The 18,037-nt window shown below is 42.9% G+C and carries 14 protein-coding genes; 7 read left to right on the top strand and 7 right to left on the bottom strand.

Features of this window, described 5'->3' with window-relative positions; genetic code table 11:
- Positions 1 to 57 precede the first annotated feature (57 nt).
- Positions 58 to 2,967, top strand: a complete 2,910-nt coding sequence (gene gcvP / locus OZ660_RS14460; RefSeq protein WP_274741394.1) for an aminomethyl-transferring glycine dehydrogenase — start codon at positions 58 to 60, stop codon at positions 2,965 to 2,967.
- Positions 2,968 to 3,263: 296 nt separating this feature from the next.
- Here the strand turns inward: gcvP and OZ660_RS14455 are convergent, their stop codons facing one another.
- Positions 3,264 to 4,595 (bottom strand): hypothetical protein, encoded by a 1,332-nt coding sequence (locus OZ660_RS14455; RefSeq protein ID WP_274741393.1) that lies wholly within the window; start codon positions 4,593 to 4,595, stop codon positions 3,264 to 3,266.
- A 505-nt stretch (positions 4,596 to 5,100) separates the two neighbouring features.
- Here OZ660_RS14455 and OZ660_RS14450 point away from each other — a divergent pair.
- A complete protein-coding gene (locus tag OZ660_RS14450; protein WP_274741392.1) occupies positions 5,101 to 5,724 on the top strand; it encodes a sce7726 family protein in 624 nt (207 codons plus the stop codon).
- On the opposite strand, the gene OZ660_RS14445 is transcribed toward OZ660_RS14450, so the two are convergent.
- The 5 genes from OZ660_RS14445 to OZ660_RS14425 form a co-directional block, all read right to left on the bottom strand.
- Positions 5,704 to 6,777 carry a beta family protein gene (locus tag OZ660_RS14445; protein ID WP_274741391.1) on the bottom strand — a complete coding sequence of 358 codons (1,074 nt, stop codon included), beginning with the start codon at positions 6,775 to 6,777 and terminating at the stop codon, positions 5,704 to 5,706. The two genes, OZ660_RS14450 and OZ660_RS14445, sit on opposite strands and share 21 nt — an antisense overlap.
- Positions 6,774 to 7,316 (bottom strand): ImmA/IrrE family metallo-endopeptidase, encoded by a 543-nt coding sequence (locus OZ660_RS14440; protein ID WP_274741390.1) that lies wholly within the window; start codon positions 7,314 to 7,316, stop codon positions 6,774 to 6,776. Before OZ660_RS14440 ends, OZ660_RS14445 begins: the two co-directional genes overlap by 4 nt.
- A complete protein-coding gene (locus OZ660_RS14435; RefSeq protein ID WP_274741389.1) occupies positions 7,317 to 7,958 on the bottom strand; it encodes a hypothetical protein in 642 nt (213 codons plus the stop codon).
- Between the two features lie 322 nt (positions 7,959 to 8,280).
- Positions 8,281 to 9,792 carry a serine hydrolase domain-containing protein gene (locus tag OZ660_RS14430; protein WP_274741388.1) on the bottom strand — a complete coding sequence of 504 codons (1,512 nt, stop codon included), beginning with the start codon at positions 9,790 to 9,792 and terminating at the stop codon, positions 8,281 to 8,283.
- A gap of 30 nt (positions 9,793 to 9,822) precedes the next feature.
- Positions 9,823 to 9,957, bottom strand: a complete 135-nt coding sequence (locus OZ660_RS14425) for a hypothetical protein (protein WP_274741387.1) — start codon at positions 9,955 to 9,957, stop codon at positions 9,823 to 9,825.
- Positions 9,958 to 10,327: 370 nt separating this feature from the next.
- Here OZ660_RS14425 and OZ660_RS14420 point away from each other — a divergent pair, with 370 nt between their 5' ends.
- Positions 10,328 to 11,164 carry a hypothetical protein gene (locus tag OZ660_RS14420; RefSeq protein WP_274741386.1) on the top strand — a complete coding sequence of 279 codons (837 nt, stop codon included), beginning with the start codon at positions 10,328 to 10,330 and terminating at the stop codon, positions 11,162 to 11,164.
- Positions 11,165 to 11,756: 592 nt separating this feature from the next.
- Here the strand turns inward: OZ660_RS14420 and OZ660_RS14415 are convergent.
- Positions 11,757 to 12,122 carry a hypothetical protein gene (locus tag OZ660_RS14415; protein WP_274741385.1) on the bottom strand — a complete coding sequence of 122 codons (366 nt, stop codon included), beginning with the start codon at positions 12,120 to 12,122 and terminating at the stop codon, positions 11,757 to 11,759.
- A 69-nt stretch (positions 12,123 to 12,191) separates the two neighbouring features.
- On the opposite strand from OZ660_RS14415, the gene OZ660_RS14410 reads away from it, so the two are divergent.
- The 4 genes from OZ660_RS14410 to OZ660_RS14395 are packed head-to-tail and all read left to right on the top strand — an operon-like array spanning position 12,192 to position 17,981.
- Positions 12,192 to 13,274, top strand: a complete 1,083-nt coding sequence (locus OZ660_RS14410; protein ID WP_274741384.1) for a hypothetical protein — start codon at positions 12,192 to 12,194, stop codon at positions 13,272 to 13,274.
- 45 nt (positions 13,275 to 13,319) lie between these two features.
- Entirely contained in the window at positions 13,320 to 15,443 is a 2,124-nt protein-coding gene (locus OZ660_RS14405; protein WP_274741383.1) for a hypothetical protein, read from the top strand.
- A 19-nt stretch (positions 15,444 to 15,462) separates the two neighbouring features.
- Positions 15,463 to 16,452, top strand: a complete 990-nt coding sequence (locus OZ660_RS14400) for a hypothetical protein (RefSeq protein WP_274741381.1) — start codon at positions 15,463 to 15,465, stop codon at positions 16,450 to 16,452.
- A gap of 26 nt (positions 16,453 to 16,478) precedes the next feature.
- Entirely contained in the window at positions 16,479 to 17,981 is a 1,503-nt protein-coding gene (locus tag OZ660_RS14395) for a hypothetical protein (RefSeq protein ID WP_274741379.1), read from the top strand.
- Positions 17,982 to 18,037 lie beyond the last annotated feature (56 nt).

Genomic DNA, 18,037 nt, shown 5'->3' with positions numbered 1-18,037 from the left:
TAACTTAAAGATTTAACGCGCCCTTTGCGGCAACCATTACGAGTGCTTAACAACGTTATGTCGAATACTTCCCCTACATTGGCTCAACTAGAGCAAAAAGATACATTTATCCGCCGTCACATTGGCCCGGGTAAAGGTGAAATTGAAGAAATGCTGTCTGCCATTGGTGCAAGCTCATTAGACGATTTAATCGAGCAAACTGTACCGGCAGGTATTGCGCTACCAGAGCCACTAAAATGCGGTGAAGGTGCGACAGAAGTTGAAGCATTAAGTGAATTAAAAGCGGTTGCGCAAAAGAACAAAATTAACCGTTCTTTCATTGGTATGGGTTACTACGACACACACGTACCAAACGTAATTCTGCGTAACGTGCTAGAAAACCCAGGTTGGTACACAGCATACACGCCTTACCAGCCAGAAATTGCACAAGGCCGTTTAGAAGCCATTCTTAACTTCCAACAAGTTACTATCGACCTTACTGGCCTTGAGCTAGCGTCTGCTTCACTACTAGACGAAGCGACAGCCGCGGCAGAGGCGATGGGCCTTGCCAAGCGCGTATCTAAAAATAAAAAATCGAACGCTTTCTTTATTGCTAACGACGTACACCCACAAACTATTGACGTGGTTGAAACTCGCGCGGAAATGTTCGGCTTTGAAATCATCAAAGGTGCAGCAGAAGAAGCGGCAGAGCACGACGTATTTGGTGCGCTACTTCAATACCCAACTACCACAGGTGAAGTAAAAGACATCAGCGACATCATTGCTGCGGTACAAGCGAAAAAAGGTATTGTGGCAGTAGCGGCAGACCTAATGAGCTTAGTTATGCTTAAGTCGCCAGGCGAGCTAGGCGCAGACGTTGCATTGGGTAGTGCACAGCGCTTTGGTGTACCAATGGGCTACGGTGGTCCGCACGCGGCATTCTTTGCAACGCGCGACAGCTACAAGCGTTCACTACCTGGCCGTATCATTGGTGTAAGTAAAGACACCCGTGGCCGCCAAGCACTGCGTATGGCGCTACAAACCCGTGAACAGCACATTCGCCGTGAAAAAGCGAACTCGAACATTTGTACAGCGCAGGTACTACTTGCCAACATGGCAAGCTTCTACGCGGTGTACCACGGCCCACAAGGCCTTAAAACCATTGCTGAGCGCATTCACCGTTTCGCTGACATTCTTGCTACTGGCCTAACACAAAAAGGTGCAGAAAAAGGCGTTGCCCTTAAGCACAGCACGTACTTCGACACCCTAACCGTAATGGTAGATAACAAAGAAGACGTTCTAGCTAAAGCATATGAAAAAGGCATGAACCTACGTGCTGACTTAGAAGGTGCGGTAGGTGTAGCACTAGATGAAACCACCACTCGTGAAGACATTGTTGCGCTATTCGACGTAATCCTAGGTGACGATCACGGATTAACGGTTGAAGGCCTAGACGCTGAAGTAACTACGCAAGACGTGAAGTCTATTCCTGAGTCGCTAGTACGTACAAGCGACATTCTTACGCACGAAGTATTTAACCAGTATCACTCAGAAACAGAGATGCTGCGTTACATCAAGAGCCTTGAGAATAAAGATTTGGCGCTTAACCACTCAATGATTTCATTGGGTTCGTGCACCATGAAGCTAAACGCGACTGCTGAAATGATCCCAGTGACATGGGCTGAATTTGGCCAGCTTCACCCGTTTGCACCACTAGATCAAGCGACAGGCTATCAAGAAATGATTGCCGAGCTAGCTAAGTGGTTAATTAACGTAACAGGTTACGACGCACTTTCAATGCAGCCTAACTCGGGTGCACAGGGTGAATACGCAGGCCTATTGGCTATTCAGCGTTATCACGAAAGCCGCGGTGAAGGCCACAGAAACGTGTGCCTAATTCCAAGCTCTGCACACGGTACTAACCCAGCATCTGCACAAATGGTTAGCCTAAAAGTAGTGGTCGTAGCCTGTGATTCAAACGGTAACGTAGACCTTAACGACCTTCGTAAGAAGGCTGAAGAGGTAGGTGAGAACCTGTCTTGTGCCATGATCACATACCCGTCTACCCACGGTGTATACGAAGAAACCGTACGCGAGATTTGTGACATTGTTCACGAGCACGGCGGTCAGGTTTACATGGACGGCGCGAATATGAACGCGCAGGTGGGCATTACGTCACCTGGTTTCATTGGTTCAGACGTATCGCACCTTAACCTACACAAAACCTTCTGTATTCCACACGGTGGTGGCGGCCCAGGTATGGGACCCATTGGTGTTAAGTCGCACCTTGCACCATTCCTACCAAACCACACAGTGGTAGACGTAGCAACAGCAGGTAAAGACTGTGGTGCGGTTTCGGCAGCGCCATGGGGTAGTGCATCTATTCTGCCTATTAGCTACATGTACATCAAAATGATGGGTAGCGAAGGCCTACGCCGTGCAACCGAAGTAGCTATTCTTAACGCTAACTACGTAGCGAAGAAGCTAGAAGGGCACTACAAGGTACTTTACAAAGGTAACAACGGCCGTGTTGCGCACGAATGTATTGTTGACCTGCGCCCGCTTAAAGAAGCAAGCGGTGTGACCGAAGTAGACATTGCTAAGCGCCTAAACGACTACGGCTTCCACGCGCCAACCATGAGCTTCCCAGTAGCGGGTACGCTTATGATTGAGCCTACAGAGTCAGAAGCAAAGTACGAGCTAGACCGTTTCATTAATGCCATGATTAGCATTCGCCAAGAAGTAGCGAAAGTAGAAAGCGGCGAGTGGGATGCCACTGACAACCCACTACACAATGCACCACACACGCTAGCAGATATCTGTGACAGCGACTGGAACCGCAGCTACGACCGCATGCTGGCGGCGTACCCAGCACCAGAAGTACACAGAAACAAATTCTGGCCAACGGTTAACCGTATTGATGATGTATTCGGTGACCGTAACCTAATTTGTTCTTGCCCAAGTATTGAGAGCTATTCTGAGGAATAGGGTGGTTTAGCTGCTTTGCTGTTAAAGCTGGATTGATTTGAAAGGCGAACCGAGTGGTTCGCCTTTTTTGTGTTTCAATTTTAATATTTGAATGGCTAATGTAACCGCAGAGTGCAGCTTCTTCAATTGAACCTTCAACGTCCGCTTAAGACAAGAAGCGGACAAATCAAACTTGCGTTGTTTTCGAAATTAGAAGGATTAGATTTCCCCGAGGTCGTCTAGCATCTTAGCTATTGAGTAGTTCTTCAGCTTAAATAGTATGACGGTATCTGTTAGGTGCACTCAACTTGTCATTGTCACTTAGTCCAAAGTTTGTACAGAGACCATATCCAGACAAAATTCAATGCCAAAAATGCGACGTTTATGCCTATTAGGAACTCATTTGAGTTAAGGGTGAGCTGCATGTTTATAGCCATCATGCTCGCTGTAATAGGCAAGCCTATCGAAGTTACAAAGAATAAACCTCTTGAAATGATGTCGTTATAAAGACCAATCCACAAATACTGGCGCTTATCTTGTGAATCCCTAATGATGTCCGCAAAATGGTTTAAATGAATAAAGAAATAGAGCTGAACGATGCAGATTATAAGAACCCCAAGGTCTAACAGTAATGTAGGGCTTAACTCGAAGCCAAACAAGGAAGATGTTTTAGATGAGTTTCGCTTCGCCTGGTTAAAAAACACGTCCAAACTATGTATGTTTAGTTCTGGGAAGGCCTCAGCGTCACTCATGACAACTGGGAATGCATCTTCGAAAAGAAGGCCATATTTTTCCGGTATTAAGAACACTGAGGTGAGTGGCACAACCTCAAACTCAATAACGTCGAAAGGGATTTCTAACTCGTAGTAGATTTTGTCCCACTTACTCCTAACTATCAGAGCAGCTGTACCGTCATCCCAACACGTTAGCCGTGTACTGAAGTTATCATCATAGACAAGGTTACCGCCTGACCAAGCTCTAGTTTCTATAGAAGCAAATTTTAATTCTTCTACTTCTTCATTGGTTACAGTTACATGCTCAATAACTACAGTGTGGCTTAACTGGCTTTCCACTTCCACAGTGCCCGCATCAATTATTTCCCCCCGTCTTAGTATGGCCTTGTCCTTATCGAATCCATGCACAAGAGCATATTTTTCGAGCTTCGCGCTTATGTCCCAGTACGTTTGTATATCACCTACAGTGTTTACTATCCCGTCTCTAGGTAAATCATATTCGTCCGTTTTGTCACAAAGGACCTGAGGGAAATATCCTGTGAATTGTCCCTGAAAAAGGGTGTTATCAAATCTCGCTGATGGCTTGCGTATTCCTTCTGGCTCAATTTTAATCTCGAATTCAAGGAAGTTATCCAAAGGAGAATGTGTGATATAAAATCTTTGCGAAGCACTAATTTTTTCCTCATGCCCTCTATTCTGGGATGTACTCAATGTGGCTTGAATAATATCTTCCGTCAGGTCTGAAAAATCACGGCCCGCTATTTTTCCGAAGAATTCCAGTTCCTTTTCGAGTCCTACAAACCTGGCTAAGCCGTAATTGGAGATTGCCACGAGAAGTAGGATACTGATTGATACAAGTAACCAATTTGTGGCGCGAAGGTTCCTAAAAATTTCGAGCTGGCTTTCTTTTTCCATGTGTAGCAATCCATTACTTTTAAGGTAATTACGACTTTTAGTGTACAGAGTCATGTAAAAAAAGCCATTTTGGTACGTAACTTCAAACCTAAAGGTTGGATTACTAGATTGCATCGCCACCATTGGAATACCCACAAATAAGGCGCTCATTAAGGTCAACGAACAGCATGGCTAAGCTGTATTAATCGCCCATAGATTTTGTATTACGTCAGCTATACGTATTTTTTTGCCTCAAAACACAAGCTCGAGGGCTTGGTATTAAATTTCCGAGTTGTGCCGCTTTAGGGAGGACGGCTATAACTCTCTTTTTCTCCTAATGAGTTACGTTTTCAAATTACACTGTCGTACCCAGTCAATTTTGATATACAAAAAATGATAAGAGCCAAAATGCAAAACTTAACCCGATATTTGGGAAAATACTAATAGAAAGGCGTTTATAATGTGCTTGCTGATACGTAAGTGATAAACGATAATACTGTTTGCATATACAGTTTAAGTGACATAGATGACAGAGCTAGAAATTAAAAAACTAATAGTGAGGTACTTCCTAGAAAAGTATGAAAATTTTGTTGTTGGTTCTGAATTTTCATTTCAATTTTGTGAAAGAAGAGCGGATCTAGCATTGCTGAATGATGGCTTCTTAACCGCCTTTGAAATAAAAGGTGCTCGTGACACAGTATCTAGATTGAGTTATCAAATTGAAAGTTATAAAAAGTTTTTTGATTTTTGCTTTGTTGTATGTGAACCCAGTAATTTAGCTGAAGTCCGAGCAACGATTTCAAGAGATGTAGGCATCTTATTGGTTGAAGGTGGCAAACTTACTCATGTTCGGAAATCAAAACAGTTCAAACGACACGATAAAAGAGTCTTATCCAGTGCATTAAGTGTTCAAAAGCTGAGTGCGTTATCGAAAGGAAGCAATTTAAGGTCGAAGCATGATTTATGCGAGTACGTATCAAAGAAAAACACTTTAGATTCGTTAAGGCAGTTATCTAGAGACGATTTCAACGAAAGATATGGAGTGGTCTCAAAACTATTGAAACAAGAAACCACTCTTCATTTGACGTCGGATGATATATACACTATTACAAAGAAAGCCCCGTCGTCGTTAAAGCGAAGAACCTCCTGAATCTCTGAGTAATATTCGGCTTTTAATGTAGTAGTTCATGCGAACTGATATCCAAAACGCAGGGCTGATACCTGATGGATTGTTATCTGCTGCCACTTGAATCTCTTTATCAGCCCAAACACCAAGCGGTTTGTATGACGTTGTATCTCTAACAGTGTGCTGTGCTGCTCTTACATACCCACCATTATTTCTACGGTATCTTTTATAAGTGAATGATTTTCCGTCTAAAGATGCAATATCAACTCTAGGGACAAAAGTACCGCCCTTAATCTCTATTTGTTCGGTGTTAATTGAAACGTAGTCACCATATTTGATTGGGAACTCTTGACTTATTCCCTGATAGATATCTTCTTCACAGATCCCGAACTCACCTGCAATATCTTCACCGCCAGTTTGAGCAACATTCGATGGGAAACTAGAGCAGAGCATAACAACGGATTCGATTTTATCTGCGAATAACTTCGTACCAGAACACGCTTCAAGGAAAGTATCTACTACATCTTGGATGGCTTTCCCTCTTACAAATTCAGCATCTAAAATCACGTAGAGTTTACAATTTTCGTTTAAATTACTCACTATAGGCGCTAAGTAATACTCAACATCTTTGTCACTTAGGTCATATGGTAGTCTAACCGCTAGATAATCCTTCTTAACAGAAGCACTTCTCACGAATTCTTCAACATCTTCGAACTTACCGTCATCATCTTCGTACAAATGAACCATAGGGATGATATTCAAGTCACTATGGAGATCAAATAAAAAATACTGCCACTCTTTAAAGCCATTATGTTCTGACAATAGTTGTTCAATTTGAGGGTTGGTGTAATTTTCGTCTGTACTCAAATCAAGTATAAATGGCCTATCGTTTTGAATTTTGGCAATTTGCTTCATACGACGATAAATATCGCCATCAGGTGCTTTTTTCGTTCTTCTTGACTTGGTTAGTTCGTAAATCGGCAAAATCTTTGAAAAATCATCATCATTGATGTTTTCAAAACAACGAAGTTCGCCATCTCTCGTCTTTATGATAGGAAAGTAGACATATTCATTCATAGATTATGCCCATCATAACCAAGTACCTTGGCTCTGATTCGAACGGCATGAGATGATACTTGGAAGTGCATAGCAACATCTTCAACTTTTGACGATACGTTTGCAATAAAATTATCGAAAGCATCTTTGGGCATCAATAGTGATGCTGCAAAATCATTGGCTTCAGCTTCCATCCAATTTGTTTCCCCATTTCGAAAGAAAGTTTTATCTTCAAAGCAATCACTGTTAGCAGCATGGCGTATGCGGTGTGCAATTTCGTGGGCCATGGTAAATCTTTGTCTATGCGGATGATGTAGTGAGTTAACAGTCATAACCCAACTACCTGACTTTTTCTCTTTCTTTAGTGAGCCTGATTCTTCATCTTGCATTGGCTCATATCTCACGGCAATCCCGAGGAGTTTGGCCAATTCAGATACATTTACAGGGTCAGTCTCTAGCCCCTTGCTTTCAGCAAGTGTTATTAGATGCTCAGGCGTAGACAAGTCTTCAAATTCAGTATTCGCTTGAGTTTTTCTACCAGATTTTCTAACAAATGCCATCTATTGTTCCTTTTTGACAAGTAGGGTTTCTTTGCCTTCAGATTCGGAGGTGTCCAACCTAGCAATGTGCTCCGCGATGACCTTAATTTGTTGGCGTAGACTTTGATTTTCCATTTTTAAACGTTGCACTGTCTCAACTGCATCCTCAAAGTCTCTGGCCGTAGAGTTTAGATCGCTTTGTACAATTCTCAGTCTCTCTTCCGCCTCGTTTTCAATCTTAACATTTAACATGTGAATAAAACTCTCACTACGCATATGTTTCTTAGTGATTTCTTCGGCTTTTTCTTCTGATGTACTTTTGATGTAAATAACTGATATAGCAGCGATCAAACCATTAATGGCGATAAGAAAAGTAATTATTGTTTGATAGAAGCCTGTTTGAAATGACCATACATCTTTCAGGCTAATCAATGTCCCACTTTTAACTAGTTCTCCAACAATGTGTGAGGTAAACGGGTCATTTATACTTTCAGCATTGGCAAGAGCAACGGAGTCGGCATAACCAAGGTAAGATAGTAATGATGGAGACGGCAAGCAGACAAGTAGTGTCAGGAGCGCAATACAGAAAAGTAAGCATGTGATTACGCTTACAAAAAAGACTGTCTTATAGTTGCTAGGGCTAGTAGAGGTATCTTCTGACATGCTTCCGTTCCATCAGTTATAACTTACTGTATCTTACTATACATTTGATTCATATAAAATAATTTGAGTCAATGTGGTTTCATATCAAAGAGCATGAGCCTATAGAGTAGCGCTTGTCTTTTGCTTTTTTGTCGGCAGTTTTGACTATCATTTAGCTATTAGTCACTTGCTAATATTTGATTTCCCAAAGCTCATTTTTGTCCAAAAACTTCTTACGAGCTTTCACTTCACGCTCATAGCCGCTGTCTGTCCGTGAAGGTGATGGGAAAAACGATTGGCATAAATAAGGTATAGTTCAAATAATTGCCCCATATCTTATCAACTATTCTTCCCTAACACCCCGAATATTCCCATCCATCACAAGCGCCTCAACCAGCCCATTTTCTTCATCCATTTCAAAACGAATACTACTGCCATTTTCCGCAAAAAACAGCCCTTCACCTTCATGAAAATACTCTTCATTTTCAACGTAAGGTAATGCGTTAAGCATGAAACCATTGGCTGTTTTTTCTAGCACTACATCAACAGTAACTGGCTTTGTTACTGCATAGGTGCCAATGTATTGGCTTAGTTCGTCTTGGCTAATTGGCACTACGGTTTTTATTTCAGCTTCCGAATAGCCAACGTTTAATGCTTCTTTTAAACGTATTTCTAGTTCGGTTATTAACTGCCTGCCGTTATTGCCGTTTGTCATAATGGCGTAGCCGTTGCCCGTATCTAGCTCAATGTATAGCTGCGACATAAATCCAGCATCTGCGCCGCCGTGGCCAAAGCCTAAAATTTTCCCGTTGTCATCCATATTGATGAAAAAGCCAATTCCCACATTAGGCGGCTCAATACTTGGTGTATTGTTGGTTAACATTTCTTGTGCGGTAGCTTGAGATATCCAGTCTGTTTTTTGCCCCAAATACGCACCGCGTACACTGCTTGCAAACTTCAACATGTCTGATGGCGTACTCCACATGCCTGCTGCAGCTAGTGTGGCGTAGGTATGCGCCCCACCTTTAATTGGCGAGCCATCACCATCGTACGGGGTAGCCATATTGTTCGATAGGTTTGTTGTTATGGGTTGTTCGTACCCTGAACGCGTCATGCCTAAAGGTTTAAATAAAAGCCGTTGCGACATAGTCGGCAAAGTTTCGTTAGCTACGTCTTGCAAAGCAAGTTGAGCAAGCGTAGTGCCGCCACCTGAATAACGCATTCGCGTGCCTGGTTTAATATCAACAACTACTGCGCTGGTGTTTGCTGGCCCGCTTCCCTCTAACACTTGCTGCAAAGTTGGCACTGGCTCACCCGTTGCGTAACCAGGGAAGCCGTGCACTGTGGTGCCCGCCGTATGGCTTAACAGTCGGCGTAACGACACCGCTTCTTGGCCAGTCCATTCATGTTCGGGTAGTTTCCAGCTGGTAAGCAAATTATTTATGTCGGTATCTAAATCAATGGGGTTATTTTGGCGGTACTTCATCAATACTGCTGCAAATGCGGGCTTAGAAATACTGCCTGCTTGGAATACCGTGTTTTCATCAACCGCCAATTCGGTTGTTATATCTTTAACGCCGCTTTGCATGGTCCAGGCTAGCTGTCCATTTCGCATAAATGCGACAGACACCCCAGGCACATTGTAATGCGTCTGCCGTTGCTCTAACGACTGATAATTAACCGCTTGCCCTTCTATTCGAATTCGGCCTGCTAGCCCAGTTTTTAAAAGGTTGGCTTCTTGTGTTTTTTCGACTGGTGAGGAAGAGGCGGTTACGGTTTCAGGTTCCGCGCAGCCTAAAAGTGATGCAAGGCAAAAAGAAAGTGTTAAGGCAGTAAGTGTCTTGGTTGTTTTCATCAGAAGTATTCCGTTACGCGTTTTCTTTTTTTAAGTAACTTCATTTGATGCATGTTCTGGAAATATCCCAGCTTGAATTTCGCCAATGATTAAGTTTGGCCCTTTGTTTAGTATTAAAGAAATTTTAAAACTGTCATTAGTTTCTAGTGTTTTGCTGCGGTGCATACATGACCTCTCCTTCATTTTTTCAGGCTAGACTGTAGGATTTTTTTCAACTCCAGCTGAACTGTCTTTGATGATGATTAAGTGTTGGTAGTGTTCAGTTAATGATGCATTGACTCATCAAGTTTATATGATTTTATCCAGACTGTGTTTATTAACTGCTGGATAAGTCATATGCCATATTGTCACCAGACACTAGCACACAGATAATAAGGAATGCTAATAACGGCAACCCAACTTTATACTGCAGTCTTTATTGGAAAAATTGACACTATACGAAATTGACAAGAAATGTTGATTGTTTTACTTTTGATAGCACGGATTATGGTTGTTCCGTCGAAGATGCTTACTACTGGCAAAAAGGACTGAACATATGGCCGACCAAATCGAACTGATTATTGAGGAACGCGTCAAAAGGGAGTTGCGCGTTTATAAAGTAGCATTTTTTGCATTTATAGCAGGGTTTGTCTTCTTTATAACTATTGGCCTCATATCCAAAGGGGAACTTTTTCGCTTTATTATAAAAACCGTCTACCCACCCAACTTGATTTATACGGATATTTCTGTAGAGCTAGAAAAAGATGCCAAGCTCAAGAATAGCCTCGTAGAAAATGCTGACTACGACAAATTAACTATTCCAAATGCTACTTTACAAACATTCCCAACCTTATCTAAACAACTTCCCAGTACTGTATGGAGTACGTTATCAAGTGGAGAAAGGGAAGATTATGTGAAAATGGTCTCGAATAGAGACTTCTTTGAAACAATACTTGAATACCATACAGACCTAGCAAAAATATTTATTCACCCAACCTCTAACCGAGCCAGATTGAAAGCAGAAATTCAAAACCACGGACGTATTCCATTCGATGTGCAGCTTTTAATGGCTGGCGCTCATTTAGAAAATAAGCCCACTAAACATTGTAATCAAGATTTTCACAATGGCTCCCTTCAAGCCATATTAGTCATTCCGTCTTCATACCCTGCACAAGAACTAGGTTTTCTAGATTGCCGTTTCGGATGGCCTAAAATTAAGTTGCAAGTAAATAATTTTTCTGGGATTGAGTTAGTAGGTGTTAGGCGTAATGGAAAAACAAATCGGCCAATCCTACTTTTAAGCCGCGAGGCCGGACGACAGCTAAAGTTAAATGGTTGGAATTCATACAGCGCGAATGGCTACGGAACTGCACAAGTTTCAGAAGTTTTATGAACTAAAGAAACTTCGAGTCAAACATCTGAACCGAAAAATAGAATTGAGCGAAAGAGAATTCTCAATAGTGAAAATAGCTATGGCCATCTTTTAGCTGCGTGATTTAAAGGACTTGACCAAATTTCAGATGGTTCGCCGAGTGGAGAAAAGTTATATTTTTTCAGCAATCATAGTCTATCACTTGTTGCTGGTTTTGCGTAAACACTCTTCAGACGCAGATACGATTGACTTAGTTCTATCAAATGCTTTTTCAGCGCGAACAGTGCGAGGGCACGAGACGAGGGGGCTAAATCACCGACCATCGAAACTTAAACTGCGCTGGCGGAGTGAAAGCCTGTGGTTAAATCTTCAAATTTTAAGATTTAGCATTAATAAACTCACGTTTACACATTGATATTTGTAGTACTTGTGCTCTCTTAGACAATCCGGACAAACCCGTGGATAATTAACTACGATATATGGGGTATCAATAGCCCGCCGAAAAGTCCGATTAATTGGAGAAATCTTTGATGGGGTTTCCGTAAGTCCTAAAGCTGACAACAATGGTTTCGGATCGTGCTCCCCAGATAATAACTGGTGGATTGGCGCACGATTATTTTTCCAAGCTAACCCGCATGACGCAAAAGATGACCGACATGCCTAAAACCGTTATCTTCTGAAACTCGGATAAGGTAACTGGCCAAGCACTCTTCAGAGTTGATGAAAGGCCGTGACAACAACATTTCAATCTCCTCCGACTTACTAAAGTAAGTATTGCTGTCTGTACATTTGCAGCCCACTTTACGCAATCATTTAACACAGGATATTTGTATTCAAAAGGAGTACTTCTAAATAGCAAGCGGGCTAACTCCGTCAGTTTATAAACACAGCGTTTGCCAAGCACAGATTTAATGGTTAAAAAAAAATAATCGGTCAATTTTTGTTCTATACTAAATTTTGCAAATTCAATCATCATCACAAAACGTCCATACGGAACTCGTGCGAATTAAACAGATTGCTCGCATTTGAACATTTTAAGGGATTAGCTATGAAACCCAATTTGGCGTGGCCAAAAACCGTTCTCTTACTTAGCATTATGCTTTTCCTTGTCACAATAGCACTGGCATTTGTTGGTTCACTCTCATATGGACTGCTAAAAATCTATTCGATTTGGGGGGCAAGCATTGTTGGTCTGCTGCTTTTCATAGGCTGTCTAGGAAAAAGAATTTGTGGGCAATGGACAGGAGTTCTTATCGACGGTCGATTTAAATACAGCTTGTCTAGAGCACAAGCTCTTATATTGTTTATTTTACTCGGTTCAGCAATCTACGCTATTACGATCCACAACTTAGAGTGGCAAAATATTCCGTGCAAATACAGCGAGGGTGACCCATTTTCGGTTCAAGACAGCGCAGAAAATATTCGCCAATTAATTACGTCTGATGGAAACCATGTTTTTTTGTTACAGGCTGATGGGTGTGAGTATCAACTAACCCAGGATGAAAGTGTTGTGGACTCTGTTAAAAAGTCATCCATGGAAATAGACATGAAGTTTTTTGCCTTGATGGGTCTAGGACTTAGTACCGGATTGATGTCCCCTTTGTTGCGACGCAGAACAAATATCGAAGGTGCCTCCGAGAAAGTCGAAGTGCCGCCAACCCATCAAGAAGCCAGCGCAGCCTCCCCCTCAATAAAAGCAGCGATTGGCAATGTATTGGTGAATAACAAATCAGATGAAGCCGAGTTTGCCGATATTTTTGTTGGCGAAAAGCTAGACGACGCGGAGCAAATAGATTTGTTCAAAGTGCAAATGGCATTTTTTTCCGCGATCGTCTATGCCGTCTATCTCTTGCTCCTGAATGAAACTTTTCTCATACACAGCGGCTTTTTTATCAGTGATCTTCCTTCTATTGAAGATGAATTGCTCACACTACTGCTGGTTAGTCATGGCGGATACCTTAGCGGCAAAGTGATTGGCTCTTCTATTGGCAAACCCGCTCCCTCCATCGTCGCGAACAATTCAGTAGAAAAAATTAACCAAAAACAAATAGCAAGCAAGAAAAGAAAACTGAGATTTCAACGCGATACTATCAGCGCGATAGCAGAAGCAGCGCGGCGCCGAACAAAATAACTAATTATCAAATGTAACACATGCATTTGTATCAAGGAGAGAACAATGGGACTTTCAGTCGATTTAGCAATGTCGGTAATTTCAGGCGTTATCAAACTTGGTGGCCGCATTGACAAAGTGCTAGCAGAAAACCGTGCGGTACAAGCCGACTTTGTGTTACCCGAATTTTATAACAGAAACATAGCCAATCTGGACATGAGTAACGCCGCAGTTGCTATTGTAACCGGTATTTTTAGTAATAATTCGCGCAATGAAGCGGTTAGCATTAGAACTATACTGTCTTGGCAGGATGATGAATTAGAAGCCAATGCGGCAAGCGTTAATAGTGAAATTTCTGCGCAAAACCTGCGCTCGCTATTAACTTTAATCGGGTCAGAAGACTTGGCACCGGGTGCGTACGTAGCCTTGGTAGAACAGAATGAAAACCTAAAAGGCATATTTGGCGATTGGTTTTTTGAGCATTATGTGAACCCACAAAACCCCAACCTAGCGCTTGCACAGCAACTTGATCAATACAGGGTAAATCGCAGAATTGCGTTAAATGATAACGATATCTATCGCACGTCGATGATGATTTCTGCAGGACGAGTCACTCAATCTTCCAGCGCATGGCGCATTGCTATGGCTTCTTTAGATGTATTTGGTGAGTTAACGCTGGAAAATCAACAGTCACTGATCAAAGACGAAAAAAGTCGGAAGATCGTTTCCTCGGTGCTAACTTATTTCACTAAAGGTGATTTGGAAAACGACGTTCAGACCCTGGATAGTCTATTCAAGCGAGTGCTTTCGGCAACACTCAATGGGTTGCTAGATACAAAAGATACGTGGAAAGGCGATGAAAAATGGGTAACCAGCTTACTTGAAGCTCTGGCGGACGCACGATCTTCTGTTGATGAATCAAACCAAGAAGATTACCTGGTTGGCTTGCTATCAGGCGAGGGATACAACCGCTTGGTGGGAGAACTAATAGAAGAAGCCGGCGAATACTTAGAAAGCGAAGACGCAGGCGAAACTAAAAGTTTTAAAACCGTCGTCGCCAAAATGCTTTCTAAAACCGCTGAGTATTATAGAGAAGGGCCAGAGGGTGGCGACTTTAAATTTGTAAAGCAGCATTGGCCAGATATTGCGCGGGCTGGACTCAAATCATTCGCAACACATAGCGAAGACTTATTGTCTGGCAATTCAGAATTAATGAAGACAATACTGACATCTGCCACAACCGCTTTAGGCGCGAGAACCGGAGATTTCAACGGAGAAGATCTAACAGTAGCAGCGCAAGCAATTATTAAAGCAGTGGGAGAAAACCCTGAGCTAATTGACGATCAAACATGGATGGGCACGGTCTTCATTAGTTTTGCAGACACGGTTCAAAACGTTGGATTAATCAACACATTTACTAAAACCGGTATCGAGCAGTTAACCCGCACAACCTTGCTTGCCATTGTCGAGCATCCACAACTAATCAAAGACAATGGAGAGTTTGTCACTGCGTTTATTCGGGACTTATTGTCCGGACTTGCTGCGACCAAAACAATTACAGCTCAATCTCTTGGGCAGGTTGCAATTGGTACAGTACTAGACGTAATCAGCACTCGACCAGAACTTGTTAAACCTGATAGCGCTATAACGCCGGTAATTGGCAGCTTTGCCGCAGAGTTAGGTAAACTCATAGACAATAGCACCCTCTCCCGGCTCCAGGGTGAGGACATTTTAGGGGCCGGTGTACGCGCAATAGCAGCCAACCCTTCACTGCTGATAAAAGCTCAAAACACAGTGACATTGAAACTGGTAGACAAAATTCTCGAGGTGACCAATAACCACGAATCACGTTTACTCAATGGTTCAGGATTAACGCAGTTAATCGCAACGAGTTTGACGTTGCTGGCTAGCCACGGAAAACGATTAATCGATCCGGACACTAATGATCCGGTTCAAACCTTGCTGAACAACTTTGCCGCCGTCTTGACTGCTTCCCTAGATGAAGCGGCCAGACAACTTGGAAACAGCATCGACTTGAACACCCTACCTGCGACAATTGAGGAATTATTAACACGATGGTGTCGCGGCACTTTATCGGTGGATTCCTTCGAGGGAGAAGCCTTTGCAGACCTATTCGAGCAAATTGCTTATATCGTTGCTGACAGAATTAAATTGCCACAGCTATCTTAACGTGTCTAAGGAGAGAAGGATGTTTAAGCGTGTTACGTTTAGTAAATTAACACTCATTGCAGCACTCAGCGCAGGCTTGCTTAGCGGTTGCCTGACAACAAAGGACGTTTCGCTTGCAGTAAGAGCTGCAAATGCTGAAATACAATCCGCTGCATTTGCCGACCCATCGGCGTTAACGAACTTACCTGTGGACGCTGATTCAAAAGAAGTAGAGTCAGCGGAAACGCAGCTTTTGAAATCAATCCAAACACTGGAGGAAATCGGAAAACAGCAAAGTACGCCATCCATCAATAACAAAGCTGCAGTTGCAGCCCTAAAGTTGCGTCTAACCATTCTGTATATCGTGACCGATCGATATAACCTGGCTGAAGTAACAGCAAAGTCTATTGAACAAGGCGATTTATCAAGTCAAACACAGCGCACATTTGCTGGAATAACAAATGAATACGCTGCGTGGCGCAAAGTCACTAAAAGTGGCACTGACTTCAGAGTGTGCGGGCCAGGAGAGTCAGATGTGAATTCGTCCAGCTGCCTGGATTGGGAACACTACCCCAAAAAACTAAATGATGCTCAAAACGTCTTGGTTAATACTACAGACGGTGCTGCTCCTGTACTCTTGTCACCAGAGAACTCTGACATACATGCATTTTTGTCGGTCTGGAAAGGACGAGTAGGTGCACAATTTGTTTCACAGCGTTCCAACCAAGTTATTAGCCCTGCTCAAGTTAACTCAGCATCAATGCGCTTGGCATCGGTTGTTGCAGCGGTAACACCTTATCTAACAAAAACGCAAAGCCAAGATCTTGAAGACCTATGCAATGGCGTTGGCCAGACAATTCCGGTTGTTAAACGAACCCTACAGTTAAAAAATATGATGAACGATTTTGATAATATGATTGAAACAAAATTGGTCACGCCGAGTCTGTCGGAAGAGGCCAAAGATGAGCTACTGCGCCATCAATTTAAGCATGCTAATTCAGATTGGTTTAAAGGTTGTAAAAACCTTTAAACCAATCAATCAGCGCAAAGAATACTATGAGTGACGGTAATAAAGTAGCTTATATAACAGCTGGAGGTACAGTAGTTGCCGCGTTAGTGGCGGGTTATTTTGTTTACCCAAGAAACCAACCTCCCGAAGCCATTATTGACCCTGCACCTGACGGTAGCAAAGTTTTTACAATTGTGCAGGGCCAAACTGCGCAATTGACCGCAATTGATTCAGGCGACCCTGAAGACTCTGATTCTGATTTGTATTTCCAGTGGACATCAATTGATGGAGAAACACTATTCGAAGGCCTAGGAGTAAAGTATAGGGTTTTAGAGTTGTCTAACTTACATCCTGAAACCCATGTAATTATCTTGAATGTGACGGACGAAAAGGGCAATGGCAAAATGGATTCTGATAAGGGAACACTGGTGGTTACTGCTGGACAGTCTCCAGAAATACGTATTTTAAATTACCCCACTTCAGTTGAGATACCAGGATCAGCTACCTTCGATGCCTCTAAGTCTATTGATCCCCAAAACCTGAAACTAAATTTTGCATGGTTTGTAGACGGAAAGGTTGTTGGGGAACACAATCCTAGCTTAACCTATCCCAATTTTATCGAATCTAAGACTTATACCGTAGAGCTTGTCCTTACAAATTCAATTGGTCTACATTCCAGTTGGAAGGCAGAGGTTGTAGGAAAAAGACCTCCTCGCCCCGTGAGCATAACAACAAGAGTTCTGGGGGGCCCACTTGAAATTATGAGGCCAGGTGAAGTTGTAACGTTTAGCGGTGAAATTATTACGAATGGTTACCCCATCAAGGTGATCGCCGATCGACTCGAAGTCGATGATGCAAGGATAACTAGCTTCCAACGCATATCATCAGATGAGGAAGTTACCAATGGAAGCAATGGTAGGCCAGGTAGCAATGGTACTGCCAGAGGTGAAAATGGCCGTTCAGGACAGAATGGAGCAGATGGGTCTGCCGGAACCCAAGGGCAGAGTGCAGGACAAATCGAAATAGAGGTTAATGAATTTTCTGGAAATCTTGAAATCTTTAATGTCGGCACGAACGGAGCTCACGGTGGGAATGGTGGAAATGGAGGCGATGGCGGAGATGGGGCTCGAGGCACTCCATCAAGGTCAGGGCTGATAGATTGCTCATCAGGACCTGGACGAGGTGGGACAGGTGGAAATGGAGGAAACGGTGGCTCTGGAGGTCCAGGGGGTATAGGTGGGAATGGTGGCCCAATATCTATAAAAGTTGATGAAAAATTTAATGGCCTAATAGAAGCACAGACAATTGGTGGAGCCGCAGGAGCTGGCGGAAGACCAGGTGCCGGCGGTACAGGAGGGGCTGGTGGTCCAGAAGGCGAAACACGTGGATGGTGCAAATCAGCCGCCAGATACGGTGGGTCAGGTCAAAATGGGGAATCAGGGTCAGTCCCACTCCCTTCTAGCTCTGGAGTCCCAGGGGAGATATCATTTAACGTTAAAGGCCAAGAAACCTCGACAAGACAAGGAAGTGCACGCTATAGCGAAGACTAAATATAACATTATTATTACTCCAGCCTTATACAGTGTCAAAGCTCCCCATTTATTAG

It is taken from the genome of Alteromonas sp. 009811495 (assembly GCF_028865455.1).
In the GTDB taxonomy this organism is placed as follows: Bacteria; Pseudomonadota; Gammaproteobacteria; order Enterobacterales; family Alteromonadaceae; genus Alteromonas.
Note: the sequence above shows the minus strand (reverse complement) of the source record. Positions and strands in the feature narration are given on the sequence as shown.

Bases quoted from the DNA above. Each gene is read 5' to 3' on its own strand.
- OZ660_RS14400 (WP_274741381.1), top strand. From the start codon at position 15,463: ATGTTTAAGCGTGTTACGTTTAGTAAATTAACACTCATTGCAGCACTC.
- OZ660_RS14445 (WP_274741391.1), bottom strand. From the start codon at position 6,777: ATGAATGAATATGTCTACTTTCCTATCATAAAGACGAGAGATGGCGAA.
- OZ660_RS14455 (WP_274741393.1), bottom strand. From the start codon at position 4,595: ATGGAAAAAGAAAGCCAGCTCGAAATTTTTAGGAACCTTCGCGCCACA.
- OZ660_RS14420 (WP_274741386.1), top strand. From the start codon at position 10,328: ATGGCCGACCAAATCGAACTGATTATTGAGGAACGCGTCAAAAGGGAG.
- gcvP (WP_274741394.1), top strand. From the start codon at position 58: ATGTCGAATACTTCCCCTACATTGGCTCAACTAGAGCAAAAAGATACA.
- OZ660_RS14440 (WP_274741390.1), bottom strand. From the start codon at position 7,316: ATGGCATTTGTTAGAAAATCTGGTAGAAAAACTCAAGCGAATACTGAA.
- OZ660_RS14410 (WP_274741384.1), top strand. From the start codon at position 12,192: ATGAAACCCAATTTGGCGTGGCCAAAAACCGTTCTCTTACTTAGCATT.
- OZ660_RS14435 (WP_274741389.1), bottom strand. From the start codon at position 7,958: ATGTCAGAAGATACCTCTACTAGCCCTAGCAACTATAAGACAGTCTTT.
- OZ660_RS14450 (WP_274741392.1), top strand. From the start codon at position 5,101: ATGACAGAGCTAGAAATTAAAAAACTAATAGTGAGGTACTTCCTAGAA.
- OZ660_RS14430 (WP_274741388.1), bottom strand. From the start codon at position 9,792: ATGAAAACAACCAAGACACTTACTGCCTTAACACTTTCTTTTTGCCTT.
- OZ660_RS14395 (WP_274741379.1), top strand. From the start codon at position 16,479: ATGAGTGACGGTAATAAAGTAGCTTATATAACAGCTGGAGGTACAGTA.
- OZ660_RS14405 (WP_274741383.1), top strand. From the start codon at position 13,320: ATGGGACTTTCAGTCGATTTAGCAATGTCGGTAATTTCAGGCGTTATC.
- OZ660_RS14425 (WP_274741387.1), bottom strand. From the start codon at position 9,957: ATGCACCGCAGCAAAACACTAGAAACTAATGACAGTTTTAAAATTTCT.